This window comes from Methanomassiliicoccales archaeon (assembly GCA_013415695.1).
GTDB lineage: Archaea > Thermoplasmatota > Thermoplasmata > Methanomassiliicoccales > JAAEEP01 > JAAEEP01.
Genome location: JAAEEP010000009.1, coordinates 44,845 through 58,721, shown reverse-complemented (window position 1 = coordinate 58,721; position 13,877 = coordinate 44,845). Strand labels below are relative to the sequence as shown.

The following is a 13,877-nucleotide window of genomic DNA, read 5'->3' as shown; positions in this document are numbered from 1 at the left end:
ATGAAGGAGAGGAAAAGATCGAAGGAGCTATACGATAGGGCAAAGATCCTCATGCCAGGGGGAGTTTCAAGCCCGGTAAGGGCCTTCAAGCCGTATCCCTCGTACATAGCCAAGGGATCAGGGGCCAAGGTATGGGACGTGGACGGAAACGAGTATATCGATTACTGCATGGGGTTTGGACCACTCATATTGGGTCACGCTGACCCTGACGTGGTTAATGCGGTCAGGGAACAGGCACCGAGGGGCATGCTCTACGGCGCCCCCATCGCCCTGGAGATAGAGATGGCCGAACTTATCAGGGGTGCGTTCCCTTCGGTGGAGATGCTCCGCATCGTGAACACTGGAACTGAGGCAACCATGCACGCTATCCGGGTGGCTAGGGGCTTCACCGGAAGGAAGAAGTTCATCAAGATCGAGGGCGCGTTCCACGGTGCCCACGACTCGGTACTGGTGAAGGCGGGATCCGGAGCAACTACACACAGTTCCCCGGACTCTCTGGGAGTTCCCGAAGAGGTCACCAGCAACACCCTGCTGGTCCCGTTCAATGACCTCGAAGCGGTCAGAACTGCAATCATGGAGAATAAGGGTGAAGTGGCCGCCATCATCATCGAGCCAGTGATCGGCAATGCCGGACCGATACCGCCGGAGGAAGGTTACTTACAAGGTCTCAGGGAAGCGACCACGGAAAACGACATCCTCCTCATTCTGGATGAGGTGATCACCGGTTTCAGATTGGCCCTTGGAGGGGCTCAGCAGCGATTCGGAGTGAGGGCTGACATGACCATCCTGGGCAAGGTGGTGGGAGGCGGCCTTCCGATAGGCATTTTCGGCGGCTCGGAAGAGATCATGTCGATGGTTTCCCCCACGGGCAAGGTCTATCAAGCCGGGACATTCAGCGGGAATCCCATGAGCCTGACCGCCGGTATCGCCACCATCAAGAAGATGCGCACCCTTGGTTATGAAGAACTGGAGCGCAAGGGGGAGCAGATGCGGTACGGTCTCATGAAAGTCATCGAAGAGATGGGACTGCCCTTCCGAGCCCAGGGCGTCGGCTCGATGTTCCAGCTGTTCCTCACTGATGGGGAGGTCAAGAACTACGCGGGAGCGAGGTCCTGCGACACCTCGGCCTTCAGGGAACTGTTTCTCGGTCTAATGAACAGAGGGATCTATCTGCCGCCTTCGCAGTTCGAGACCAACTTTATCTCCACGGCTCACACCGACGCTGAGATCGATCTCACGGTGGAGGCCTATGGCGAGGCACTTGAGGACGCATTATGATAATTGGCACTAGGGGAAGCAGGCTGGCTCTTGCCCAGACAGAACTCTTCGTCGAACGGTTCAAAGGACATTTTCCAGACGAGGAGGTGGAGGTGAGGATCGTGAAGACCACAGGTGACAAGGTCACTGACCGTCCACTTGGCTCGCTTGGGGGCTATGGAGCCTTCGTGAAGGAGCTCGAGCAGCAGCTCCTTGAGGGGAATGTGGACGTAGTGGTGAACAGCCTGAAGGACATGCCAGTTGATTCCACAGATGGAACTGGTATATGTGCGGTGCTTCCCAGAGGGCCCGTGGAGGATGTCATCCTCCCGAACATCGCCTTGGACGATCTGCCTCCCGGTGCAAGGGTGGGTACCTCGTCAGTTCGAAGAGCGGCGATGCTTCTCAATCGCAGATCCGACCTGGAGATGGTGGACATCAGGGGAAACGTTCCCACCCGGATAAGGAAGATGAAGGAAGGCAAATATGACGCAATAGTCCTTGCAAGAGCCGGCCTCCTGAGGCTGAACCTGGAGGAAGAATATCGCCTTCTCGATCCACAGATATTCGTTCCAGCCCCGGGACAGGGGGCCATTGCCGCTGTCTGCAGGAATGGTGACCCGATCGCGAGCATGGTGAGAACGGTCGATCATCCCCCGACCAGTAGGGAGGTGGACCTGGAGCGGAAGGTCCTTCGGCTTCTGGGGGGTGGATGTTCCGTCCCCATAGGTATCTTGGCCATTTCCACTAGCGTCGCCATCAGAATGTTGGCGGCGGCCCTCTCACCCGACGGGCGAAAGTGCGTCAGACTGGATGAGGTCCTTGGATTCGAAGAGATAGAGGACAAACTAGAATCAATCGTTCATAGGCTCAGGAGGGGATTGGAGATATGAGATCCGGGGAAACGAAAGGCAGGGTGTTCCTTGTGGGGGCTGGACCTGGGGCGCCTGATCTGATCACAATAAGGGGAAAAGAGCTCATCTCCAGGGCGGATGTGATCGTCCATGATTCTCTGATTCCCATGGAGCTGCTTTCACTTGCGCGGGATGAAGCAGAGATCATTGATGTGGGGAAGACAGGCGGACACCATAAAGCGGATCAGGAGGAGATCAATAATATTCTCGTGAGGAAGGCCAAGCTTGGAAATCTGGTAGTCCGCCTGAAAGGAGGAGATCCCTTCCTGTTCGGCAGGGGTGGGGAGGAAGCGGAGATGCTGATCAGAGAGGGCATCAGGGTCCATTTGGTACCTGGCGTGACATCCGCTATCTCTGTACCGGGTCTTGCTGGTATCCCTGTGACCCATCGCGATCATTCGTCCACGGTGACCTTTGTGACCGGGCACGAAGGCATCCATAAGGGCAAGGAGACGGTCAATTGGTCGTCTCTTGCCGATCTGGGAGGTACGATTGTGATACTCATGGGAATGAGCAACCTCCGGAGCAACATGGACAATCTGATCAATGGAGGCATGGACTCTTCCACGACGGTCGCGGTCATCGAAAAAGGTTCCACTACCGATCAGAGGGTTATCATGGGGACATTGGTAAGTATTGCAGAACTATGCGAAAAGGAAGATGTCCATGCGCCATCGATCATCGTAGTGGGTGGAGTGGCTACGATGAGAGAATGGCTGGGGGATCTTGAATGAGGGTCGCGGTGATGAGGCCTAGGGACAGGCTTCTGAAATCCGCGGACATCGCTAGAGAGCTAGGTCTCGAACCCATCTGTGCCTCACCCGTTGAGATCGTCATCAACGACAGCCATTCATTCACTAGGTTCATAGAGAGCGCCTCTGAAGGAAAGGTGGACGCGGTAGCCTTCACCTCGGCATCAGGGGTGGAGGCAGCCATGGAGTTGGCTCAAGCCCGGGGAAGGGGTGATGAGATGCTGGAAATTCTGCGCTCGATCGACGTTCTGGTCATCGGACTCCATACCCGTGCCCCACTGGTAAGCGAGGGGGTGGAGGTGGCCATCATGCCCGATGAGTTCTCCTCAGAGGGAATGGTCAGAGACATCCCTCGGGACATGATCAAAGGAAGAAGGATCTGGATCCTTCGCTCTGACATGGGCTCTAAGATCCTGCCCAAAGGTTTGAGAGAATCGGGTGGCCTTGTAGAAGAAGTAGCTGTCTATCACCTCAGAAAGAATCTGGACGGGAATGATGTGATTGCACTCCTGGATAAGGGCAACTCTGGCGGTATAGACGGGTTCGCTTTCACAAGCTCCCTTTCCGCTAAAACCATTCTGGAAGCTGGAAGGAGAAGGTTAGGCAAGGAGGCGGCCATGGAAATGATGAAGAACGCGGTTGTGGGAGCCATAGGCAATCCCACAAGGAAGGCTTTGGAAGAGGAAGGCGTGAGGGTGGATACAGTGCCAAGAGCAGCAGATTTCCGTCTCCTACTGATGTCAATGAGAGAGTTGATCTAGTCAACAGGTCGTTTTTTCCAGGAAGAATGAGCAATCATCTTATTAACAGACATTAAACTCAAAAATGATAATGGTAATGTATGAATTATAAATGCCTCTGATGTTTGGAAATTCCAAAAGCTATGATCCTGGTGATTAAACTCACCAGGTTCCCGACGAGAGGATGTCGTCATGGAAACACAATCACCAAGGCCAAGGGTACTCTACATCGACGACGAGGAGATTTACGCTGAACTGGCAAAGACCTACCTTGAGGATTTGGGCAACTGTGTTGTCGAGATCGAGACTTTCTCTCCAAGGGCTCTCGACAGGATCAGAAGAGAGCATTTCGACGTTATCGTCTCGGACTATATGATGCCAAACATGGATGGCCTTGAGCTTCTAAAGGCCATCAAGGAAATGGGCGTTAGCACACCGTTCATTCTTTTCACAGGCAAGGACCGTGAGGAAGTTGCCATAGATGCTCTGAACAACGGTGCGGAATTCTATATCCAGAAAGGAGGATCGACGGAGGCCCAGTTCGCGGAGCTTAGCAACATGATTGTCCGCTCGGTCAGATCGAGTCATGTCGAGGAGGAGCTCTTCAGGAGCGAGGAGAGCTACAGGCAGCTAGTGGAATGTGCGAACGTAATCATCATGGAGAGGGATCTGGACGGCAAGATAATCTTCATGAATGAATTCGGTCTGAATTTCTTTGGCTACTCTGAGGAAGAGCTCGTGGGTCGCTGCGTGGTCGGCTCGATCGTGCCCGAAATTGATTCCAACGGGAAGGACATGGCGGCCATGATCAGAGGCGTCAGCGAGAATCCCGAAGCATTCAGATTGAACGAGAACGAGAACATGCTCAGTGATGGGACCAGGGTCTGGGTATCCTGGACCAATAAAGCACTCCTCGACGGTGATGGTAATAGAATCGGCATCCTAGCGATAGGGAATGAGGTGACCGAACGCAAGAAGGCCGAGAGGGCCTTGGTCGAGTCCGAAGGGAAGATCAGGGAAATACTGGACGCTTCTGCTGACGCCTTCGTGGCTATTGACTACGATCTGATCATTACCTACTTCAACAAGGCTGCGGAGGACCTATTGGGTGTGACTAGGGAAAGCGTCATTGGCAAGGAGTTCCTAGAGACCTTTCCCTGGATAGTCCGATTATACAATGATGAGCTGGCCAATCGGGTCATCACGGGCGATAGTGTCCAACTTGAGATAGACCTTGAGATCAGTGGGAAGAAGCACTGGTTCGAGATCAGGGTCCATCCAACAGATGAGATGATCCTGATCTACTTCTGGTCAATTGAGGACCGGATCAAGCGAGATGATGCGTTGAGGCGCAGCGAGGAGAAGTATCGAAAGATCTTCGAGACTGCGGCCAATCTCATCGTCTCCGTCGACTCTGCAGGAATCATCGTTGACTGCAATTCTCGAGTTGAGGAGGTGCTTGGATACAAGCGGGAAGAATTCATAGGGCAGAACATGATTCTGACAATCCATCCAGACTATCACAAGAAAGTCAAGGCAGCCCTCCAGAAAATCATCGAGGAGGGAGACTCTCAAAACAATGAGTACAAGATGGTAAGGAAGGACGGATCGATCATTGACGTGGGCATCAACTCCTCCGCGATTTATGATAATGAAGGGAACTTCGAGAGAACGATAAGCCTGATCAGAGACATCACAGAAAGAAGGCGGGCTGAACGCGCTCTCCAGAAAAGCGAATCGACCTTCAGGAGCCTCTTCGATCACTCCGCCCTGGGCATCATGATCACGGACGGAGCGGGAATACTGATGGGCTTGAATCCTGCTTCTAATAGAATTCTTGGGTATACCATCGATGATGCCAGAGATCTGAATGATGTCGTTGAATTCGTCCACCCTGATGATCTAAAACTCCAACTCGGGAAATTCCAGGATATGATTGAGGGACGGATGGATCACTTTGTCAATGACCTGAGGATCCGAAGAAAGGACGGAGTCTACGTGTGGGTTCAGCAGACCACATTGGTGATCAGGAACAGCGAAGGTATCCCCGAAATGATAATTTCTATGTTCGAGGACATCAACGAGAGGAAGATCGCAGAGTACCTCCTTCTCGAGAGTGAGGAGAAGTACAGGAGCATCATCAATCAATCAGCAGATGGCATTCTCCTGGTGGACACTGACGGTAATGCAATCGAGTCGAACAAGGCTTTCAGGGACCTCACTGGTTACACCAAGGAGGATCTTATCCATTTCAATATGAAACAGCTTCCTTTCCTTGAGACGATGGAGATCATTGAGAGTTTCGGCGAGACGATGATGAATGGAAGCAGCGTTAGCACCAATGTTCATATCAGAGGAAAGGGCGGGGAGATCATACCGGTCGACATAAACTCTATCGCGATAAACAGTGGAGACAGGACTCTCCTGGCGGGCATCTTCCGCGACAATAGGGAGAGGAACATGATGATGGAGGCCCTCGAGGCAGCCAACAAGAAGCTCAACCTCTTGGGAAGCGTGACAAGGCACGATCTCATGAATCAACTCACAACTCTATTCGGGCATCTCGAGATTGCTAAGATGAAGGTCGATAATCCAGATGTCATGGAGCGGATCGACCGTGCCCTTTCAGCAGGTGAGAACATCATCTACTTCCTCGAGTTCGGCAAGGACTACGAGCGAATGGGGACGAGGGAACCGACCTGGATCAGGGCTGAGGAGGCCTTCGTGAACGGAGCCTCCACCGTAGAGCTGCAAGATATCGACATCTACCGCAAGTTGGGAGGTCTCGAGATATTTGCCGATCCCATGTTGGTGAAGGTATTCCACAACCTCTTGGACAACTCCTGCCGTCATGGGGAACGAGTATCAGTCATCAAGGTCTATTACGAGCCAATCCCCTCCGGGCTCAAACTGATCTACGAGGACGATGGAACGGGCATCACGTTGAAGGACAAGTCCCATCTATTCGATGAGATCCTGGGGCACGGTCTTTTCATGGTAAAGGATATTCTTGAGATAACCGGCATAACCATCCACGAGGTAGGCGTTCCTGGTGAGGGCGTCAGGTTTGAGATGTTCATACCCGAGGGCAAATACAGGCTTCTTGTCTAAGGGACACCTGGAACTAGAGTACTGTTAACGAGGGAATCTAATTATTGTGGAATTGCATTCGAGAGCTCGAGATAGATGAAGGTCATAGCATTCAATGGGAGCCCTCGGATAGCCGGTAACACAGGAAGGGCCCTCGAGTACGCACTCGATGAGCTCCGTGCGGAGGGGATAGAGACTGAAATGATCGACATGGGCCTGGAGGTCATCGATCCTTGTCAGGTCTGTCAGACATGCCTCCAGAACACCGATGGTCGCTGTCTGATCGAGACCGACAAGATCAATGAGTGGTTTGATAAGATGAAGGCCGCGGACGGGATCTTGATAGGATCGCCGGTATACTTCGGCGGTGTCACCGCTCAGACCAAGGCCTTCATCGATCGCGTCGGTAAGCTTGCCAAGGCAAACGACGATGTTTTCAAGAGGAAGGTGGGCGCCGCGGTAGCAGTCCACAGAAGGGCAGGAGCCCTCAACACCTTCAATCAAATCAACTTGTTCTTCCTCATAGGCCAGATGATAGTGGTGGGTTCCAACTACTGGAACATTGGAGTCGGGAACAATCGGGGCGACATCGAGGAAGACAAGGAAGCCGAGAAGACGATGAGGACCCTTGGAAAGAACATGGCATGGGTCTTGAAGAAGCTTGCCGATTAAAAATTCCTTCTGACTAATCTCGGACTTGCTTCAAGTACAAATCCGAATGGATATGCAAAAATGCTAAGACACATTGCAGCGTTGACCTTTCGCGACTGAGTTGATCAGTACTCGAGGGTTCTGATGAGAAGAACTGGTAGACGCGAGGCGCTGTTCTTTGGCCTCTTGACCGTGTTGGTGACCATTTGCGCAGGAGTATATGCTCATATGATGGGAGAGGTGAATCTCAACCACCAGCTGGTGATCGCGTTCTCCTTCGTATCCTTGGGGATGCTGATAAAGTATGGCGACCAGGCATTCGACACAGATGTTTTCAGCAGAAGATCCGCCACCGTACTTGCTATCCCGGGCGGTATCTGGATGGGAGCCCTGATACTCTTGGACGTCGACAGCGCCACAATATTTCTCGGATTGCTTCTGGCACTGATGGTGGCGGCCAAGTACGACAACATAGCCTTCAAGCTCGGTTTCCTGATAGCCGGAGGAATTGGCCTGTATGCCGCGGTGATCGCCCCCTCCCCGGAGATGCTTGTGGGCATGATTGCCGTGTTCGGAGCAGCGTTCATTGATGAGAAGATCAACGATGTCGATTGGGTGGAGAGAGGCGATACGCCCGCTGGATGGATCCTGAGGCAGCGCCCTGTGCTAAAGATGACAATATTGTTACTCTGTGCCCTATCGATACTCTCGTCCTACCTGTATTTCTTTGCCTTCTTAGGGTTCGACTTCGGCTACTCATTCATCGAGAGCCTGAGCAAGGGAGGTATCGGTATTGGATCAAGATCATGATGTCGTGGTGGTGGGCGCGGGTCCCGGTGGCTGCGCCGCATCCTACTTCATGAAGATACTGCGACCCGATCTGAATGTCCTGCTCATTGAAAGGTTGAAAGACGAACGGTTCTCGCGTTACCACCGGATGTGCGGGGAGGCGATATCCTCCAGGGCTTTCAGGGAGCTAGATCCCATTCGTCCAGGAAGGATACTCAACCGAATCAGATTCGCAGAGGAGATCTGGCCAGATGGACTTCATATCACATCCAAGGCCGACGGTTACATCATTGATCGGTCATTGTTTCTCGAGGATCTCATTCAGGAATTCAAAGGCAAGGGCGGAGAGGTCCTCAACGACTCCGTCAAGGTTGTGGTGCCTCTCAAGGAAGGTTTTGATCTTGAGTTGAAATCAGGGCGAGGATTGCGTTGCTCGTTTCTCATAGGCGCCGATGGAGCATGCTCCAGAGTGCGGAAGGATATCTTCGATGAGGGTCCACCTATCGTGGTCTCAGCCAGGCAGTATCTATTGGAGGAAGAGATGCCTGGAGATGTAATTCGGTTTCAATATGGGACCAGGTATGGAGGGGGCTACAGGTGGGAGTTCCCCTTTGGAAAGATGAAGAAGGTAGGGTTTCCCGCAGGTACCGATGACATTGATTCTGATCCGATTGAGATCCATGCAAGGAGGATCCCAGTGGGAGGCCTCTCTAAAGTGGTCCAAGGCCGCGCATGCTTGATCGGTGATGCGGCGGCCCAGGCCAATCCACTGACCTTTGGAGGTATCAGGATCGCAATGGTCGCTGGCAGGCAGGCAGCGGAGGCCATTTCTGGAGGTGACCTGACCTCGTACGAGAGATGGTGGCGCTCATCAAGGTTTTCGTCACCAATATTCCTTGAGGCGTACAGGGAACTGATGAGCATGACGGATGAGAAGATGACAGATTCGGTCATGCCCTTCCGAAAGGGATATGGTATGCTCCCATATGCACGGGCATACGTTACACGGCCCAACTACAGGGAACTCTATAAGGCTTACAGGTTGACGAGCGAATATGGATGGTGATTGATCTTGGATGAAGAGTGGGATGTGCTCGTTGTGGGAGCGGGCCCAGCAGGTTCCGGTGCCGGGATAGGTGCCGCAGAGGCTGGGGCCAAGACCCTCGTGATAGACAGAAAGAAGGAGATAGGCACGCCGGTGCAGTGCGGGGAGGTTGTAGGGAAATCCCTGCTTGAGATGTGCGGAATAACGCTGCCCTCGTCCGCTGTTTGTGGACGACAGGCCTATACCCGTTTCCTGCTGGACAGGCGGTTGATGGTCAACAATCACGAGGACTACTGGGCAAGCGTGACCGTCGAGAGAAAGATACTGGACAAGCACCTGGCCCAGAGAGCCGTCCTTAGCGGAGCCGTGGTCCAGGCCGATACCAGGCTTCTCTCGCTGGAGATGGATGGAGATGTGGTCAGGGAGGCCGAGCTAGTCCACAGGGGAGAGAGGATCTGGGTCAAGCCAAAGGTGGTGGTGGCTGCAGACGGTGTCCACTCCACCATCTCAAAGCTCACAGGGAGGAGAGTCTACCCCGAGGGTGAGGTCGCTAACGGAATAGAGTTCGAGATGGTATCCAAGACCGATTTGCCTCCCTGCATGCAGATATTCCTCGAGCCGGAGATCGGGCTAGGTTATGGATGGATAATACCAAAGGGGAGGAGAAGAGGAAACGTGGGATTGGGAATAGTTGGAGAGGTCAAGGGAAGAAGTGCCGTGCTCCGCGATTGGATAGAGACCAATCCCCTTGTGTCTAGATACTTCGAGATGAATGGTGTGCTGGAAGTGAAGTCGGGCGAGGCACCCATTCCAGGATACTCCGGCGGGCCTTGGAAGGGCAATATTCTTTTCGCTGGTGACTCAGCAGGGCAGACTCTGGCCTTCGTAGGTGAGGGGATAATTCCCTCCTACGCATGCGGTAGGGTCGCGGGTACGGTTGCGTCCATGGCATCACAATCCGGCGATCTGAGAACTCTTAGAAAGTATGATGAAATACTGGCAGAGAGTGTGGGGGAAGAGCTTAGATTGGGGGCAGGGATCAAGGATCTTATCGTGAGGACCTGGATGAGGCCGGACATCTCCTTTTCCACCAAGGTGGTGGCCTGCGGCCTCCTGATGTGTGATTGCCTAGACCCTGACGACCTTTTCAGGATGACCCGTGATGAGCTTATCGGGGCAACAACACTCTCATCGATTCGTGCTCGTTTAGTGGCCTCCCAACGCAACATCAAGGCAATACCCGTTCACGGAAGATAGCCCACGTTACCATGATAGGAGTATGGGAGGGACTGCAATGACGAGGGAAAAGGCGGAAAGGGGACTGGGGCTGGTGCACTTGTACACCGGTGATGGGAAAGGGAAGACGACCGCCGCCTTGGGTCTCGCTTTACGCGCGATGGGACAGGGCTTCAAAGTCCTTATCGTCCAGTTCATGAAGACACCAGGCTTCTACAGCGAATGCAGGTCGGCCGAGCGATTGGAGAACTTAAGGATAGTTTCTACGGCACGCTCCTGCTTGGTGTTCGAGAAGGAGGCGAAACCAGAGGACTTCGAGAGGGCCAGTGAGAGTTTGAGGATAGCCAACGAGGCAATGAGGTCCGGGGAGTACGGGCTGGTCGTGCTGGATGAGATCAACATCGCCGTCAAGTGGAGGTTGGTTTCGGTCGATGATGTATTGGAAGCCGTAAGATCAAGAAACGCGGATGTAGAGGTTGTTCTCACCGGTCGCTATGCTCCACAAGAGTTCTACGAACTGGCCGATTATGTCACCGAGATGAAATGCGTCCGCCACCCGTATGAGAGGGGAGTGCTTTCCCGTCCAGGAATCGACAAGTAGTCAGATCTCGAAGACGCAGGCCCCCACCTCATCCCCCTCGGGTGAGATTATGGAGGTGGTCACCGTCTCTCCCTGCATGCCCCCTGGGTCAAGCCGCAGTGTGAAGCAACCTCGACCGTCTGAGCTTCGGGTCCCTATACTTATCTTGGCTTCCAGCCATGCTTCGAGTTTACCCATCTTTTCCTGACCAATTTTCTGAAAATCTGATGCGGCCTGGAGTAAGCACTTGAGGGTTCCGCACAATCTTCCCATGATTGAGACCATCTCGTCGATTCCCTCTGTGGAATGTAGCCAGGCGATGAAGTACCTAGTATCTCCCTCGACCATAATCTCGGTCCTGTCCCAGATCGAATGGTCGGCAAAGCGCTCGTACTCCTCATCGAGCTCTTCCTTAATCCGGGATGTCAAGTTAACGCCCCTAATTGTATTATGTTCCTCATCCAATATATGAGAATTGGTGAATCCACATGGAAATGTGGTGAAATCAGTCAACAAAGTCTTATCCTCCGGCCTACAAATCTATTAGGGATGAGAGTATCTTTCAAGGTGGCCAGCGCAATCGGGATACCCATCAGGATCCACGTGACATTCCTGCTAATCCTGCCTCTTTTCGCTGCAGTGTTCGGATTGTATTCCAACGAGATACTGGGAATTCGGCTTGGCTTTGGCGGATTGGGTCTTGGTCTTCCAACCGAGTTGATGCTTGGGACCATTGCCGCGATTCTATTCTTCCTCTCCGTACTGGTGCACGAACTTGCCCATTCCTATGTGGCCATTAAGTACGGTTATGAGATATCGAGCATCACCCTGTTCATTTTCGGTGGAGTCTCGCAGATAGAGAAGGTACCATCCAAGGCGCCGGGTGAGGCGTTCATGGCGTTCGTGGGGCCCGCCTCAAGCATGGTCTTGGGTGCAGCGTTCATTCCTCTGTCCTTTCTGATATACGGTCTCGGAGAAGGGTTTGAGATAGAGATTCCGGCCATCATGGTGGGCCTAATAGGCTTCTACAACCTGTTCCTCGGCGCGTTCAACCTTCTTCCAGCCTTTCCCATGGACGGAGGAAGGATTGTCCGGGCCCTTCTTGCAAGAAGGATGAGCTTCATGAAGGCTACCCAGACCGCTGCCACGTTGGGCAAGGCAATAGCCATTGGGATGGGATTCTTTGGGATACTGATACTCAATTTCTGGCTGGTGCTTCTAGCGATCTTCATCTACTTTGGGGCAGGAGAGGAGGAACGGGGGACCAAGCTCTCGGAGGCCTTCCAAGGCGTCAGGGTCAAGGAGCTGATGACCTCAGAGGTTTCCTCAGTCTCTCCTGAGGACACAGTTCGCGAACTGCTGGACAGGATGTTGACCGAGAAGCACATGGGTTATCCAGTTCTTGACAGGGACAGGGTGGTAGGGGTCGTGACCCTCCAGGACGCCTCCCGAGTCTCCAAGGAACAGCAATGGATGATCCAGGTGAAGGAGATAATGTCACGTGAGATCGTATCTGTCTCACCGGAGACCGAGGTCATGGACGCTGTCAGATTGGTCTCCTCCAAGGGGATCGGTAGACTAATAGTGATGGAAGAAGGAGAGATGGTTGGCATAGTGACCAGGACCGACCTGGTGAAGGCCATGGAGATACTCTCCATGACGGGTGACACTTTCCGGCCGAAGAACCTTGGCGAATAAGAATGTATCAATTTTTAATACTCAATTACCCTTTGCGTATTGAGCATTCATGCGGTTGGGCATCATCATTCACGGTCCTGAGGTGATTGACACTGGCAGGGCCGAGCATCTGATCCGGTTCCTGAGCGAAATGGGGTACTGTGAGGTCTGTATCGGGGGAGTTATGGGTGCGATTGCGGTGATGGACGCTTGCTTGGAGAATGTCATTGACATCTCGAGGAGGGAGAAGGTCTCCGAGGCAATGGTCCGAATGGATAGATCCTGTGATGTCATAGTTTTGCTGAATCATGCGAAGACCAGGGAGAGCGGCATAGCCTTTGGCAGCATCCTCATGGAGAGGTTGTCACATGAGCTCGAGCACCCCGCAATCCAGTTGGATATTGATTTCATCTTGCCACTTAATCAGAAAGCGGACCCCATAGCAAGGGAAATCTCCCCCAGGCTGAATCTGGAAGTTGAGAGTTTGACCTCGGATCGATCACATTACATGAGCAGGGCTCTTCACGGGGTCATTCCTGGAGAGAACATATGGATAAATGGGAATGTCATCGGAAAGGCCCTTGATGAGAGCATCACTATTAGAATCGATGATGGTTTCCCGATCTTCGAGGGAGTTGAGGTGAAGGAAGACGGTCTTAGGAAGGTGTTGCCATTCGATCTTCACGATGCGATGATAAGGACGGGCCATATCAGGAGGACAAAGGCCGTTCCCAGGTCGGTTGATAAAAGGAGTAACGGGAAGATCATGCTCATAGATCACTGTGCTGAAGACTCATTCTTTGAAACCGAAGACGCCTCGCTCGCAATAACCGTAGGGGACGATACGACACGCATTGCAGGCGCACTCCTATACAGGAAGGGAATGTCGATCATTGGGATAACCGATGGAGATGAGGATGGAATTTGTGGCGAGGAGGTCTTTTCTTCTGGATCCGTGATCCTAAAACTCCATCCTGGAAACGATGATTTTCTAGGAAAGGAAGTAAGGGACAGATTCTTTGGAGATGATGTTCACGCAAAGATGAGGAGCACCGCGACTGAACTGGTGGAAATGATAATCGAGATGGCTGGCGACAGAATCAAGGAGATCTTGTGGATAGGCTCTTGAGCGATTATCTATTCCCA

The 13,877-nt window shown here is 52.8% G+C and carries 13 protein-coding genes; 12 read left to right on the top strand and 1 reads right to left on the bottom strand.

The genetic code is table 11. The annotated features are described in order from the left end of the window. The 10 genes from hemL (at position 1) to cobO (ending at position 11,075) form a co-directional block, all read left to right on the top strand. Complete coding sequence (hemL, locus tag GKC03_05835; GenBank protein ID NYT12059.1) at positions 1-1,278, top strand: glutamate-1-semialdehyde 2,1-aminomutase; 1,278 nt, start codon at positions 1-3, stop codon at positions 1,276-1,278. Beyond that, positions 1,275-2,150, top strand: coding sequence for a hydroxymethylbilane synthase (hemC, locus tag GKC03_05830; protein ID NYT12058.1), 876 nt, complete (start codon positions 1,275-1,277; stop codon positions 2,148-2,150). Before hemL ends, hemC begins: the two co-directional genes overlap by 4 nt. Next, positions 2,147-2,905 (top strand): uroporphyrinogen-III C-methyltransferase, encoded by a 759-nt coding sequence (cobA, locus tag GKC03_05825; GenBank protein NYT12057.1) that lies wholly within the window; start codon positions 2,147-2,149, stop codon positions 2,903-2,905. Before hemC ends, cobA begins: the two co-directional genes overlap by 4 nt. Then, positions 2,902-3,684 (top strand): uroporphyrinogen-III synthase, encoded by a 783-nt coding sequence (locus GKC03_05820; GenBank protein ID NYT12056.1) that lies wholly within the window; start codon positions 2,902-2,904, stop codon positions 3,682-3,684. The genes cobA and GKC03_05820 overlap by 4 nt, the downstream gene beginning before the upstream one ends. Positions 3,685-3,855: 171 nt before the next feature. Continuing rightward, on the top strand, positions 3,856-6,774 hold the full coding sequence (locus GKC03_05815) for a PAS domain S-box protein (protein NYT12055.1): 2,919 nt from the start codon (positions 3,856-3,858) through the stop codon (positions 6,772-6,774). A 75-nt stretch (positions 6,775-6,849) separates the two neighbouring features. Further along, entirely contained in the window at positions 6,850-7,425 is a 576-nt protein-coding gene (locus GKC03_05810; protein NYT12054.1) for a flavodoxin family protein, read from the top strand. A 123-nt stretch (positions 7,426-7,548) separates the two neighbouring features. Next, a complete protein-coding gene (locus tag GKC03_05805; protein ID NYT12053.1) occupies positions 7,549-8,214 on the top strand; it encodes a hypothetical protein in 666 nt (221 codons plus the stop codon). Continuing rightward, positions 8,198-9,259, top strand: a complete 1,062-nt coding sequence (locus GKC03_05800) for an NAD(P)/FAD-dependent oxidoreductase (GenBank protein ID NYT12052.1) — start codon at positions 8,198-8,200, stop codon at positions 9,257-9,259. Before GKC03_05805 ends, GKC03_05800 begins: the two co-directional genes overlap by 17 nt. A gap of 6 nt (positions 9,260-9,265) precedes the next feature. Continuing rightward, positions 9,266-10,495, top strand: coding sequence for a geranylgeranyl reductase family protein (locus GKC03_05795; protein ID NYT12051.1), 1,230 nt, complete (start codon positions 9,266-9,268; stop codon positions 10,493-10,495). A 37-nt stretch (positions 10,496-10,532) separates the two neighbouring features. Then, positions 10,533-11,075 carry a cob(I)yrinic acid a,c-diamide adenosyltransferase gene (gene cobO, locus GKC03_05790; protein NYT12050.1) on the top strand — a complete coding sequence of 181 codons (543 nt, stop codon included), beginning with the start codon at positions 10,533-10,535 and terminating at the stop codon, positions 11,073-11,075. On the opposite strand, the gene GKC03_05785 is transcribed toward cobO, so the two are convergent. After that, complete coding sequence (locus GKC03_05785) at positions 11,076-11,483, bottom strand: hypothetical protein (GenBank protein NYT12049.1); 408 nt, start codon at positions 11,481-11,483, stop codon at positions 11,076-11,078. It abuts the gene before it with no gap. A 120-nt stretch (positions 11,484-11,603) separates the two neighbouring features. Here GKC03_05785 and GKC03_05780 point away from each other — a divergent pair, with 120 nt between their 5' ends. Then, entirely contained in the window at positions 11,604-12,752 is a 1,149-nt protein-coding gene (locus tag GKC03_05780; GenBank protein ID NYT12048.1) for a CBS domain-containing protein, read from the top strand. 49 nt (positions 12,753-12,801) lie between these two features. Beyond that, positions 12,802-13,860, top strand: coding sequence for a DUF2117 domain-containing protein (locus GKC03_05775; protein ID NYT12047.1), 1,059 nt, complete (start codon positions 12,802-12,804; stop codon positions 13,858-13,860). The last annotated feature ends 17 nt before the right edge of the window (positions 13,861-13,877 follow it).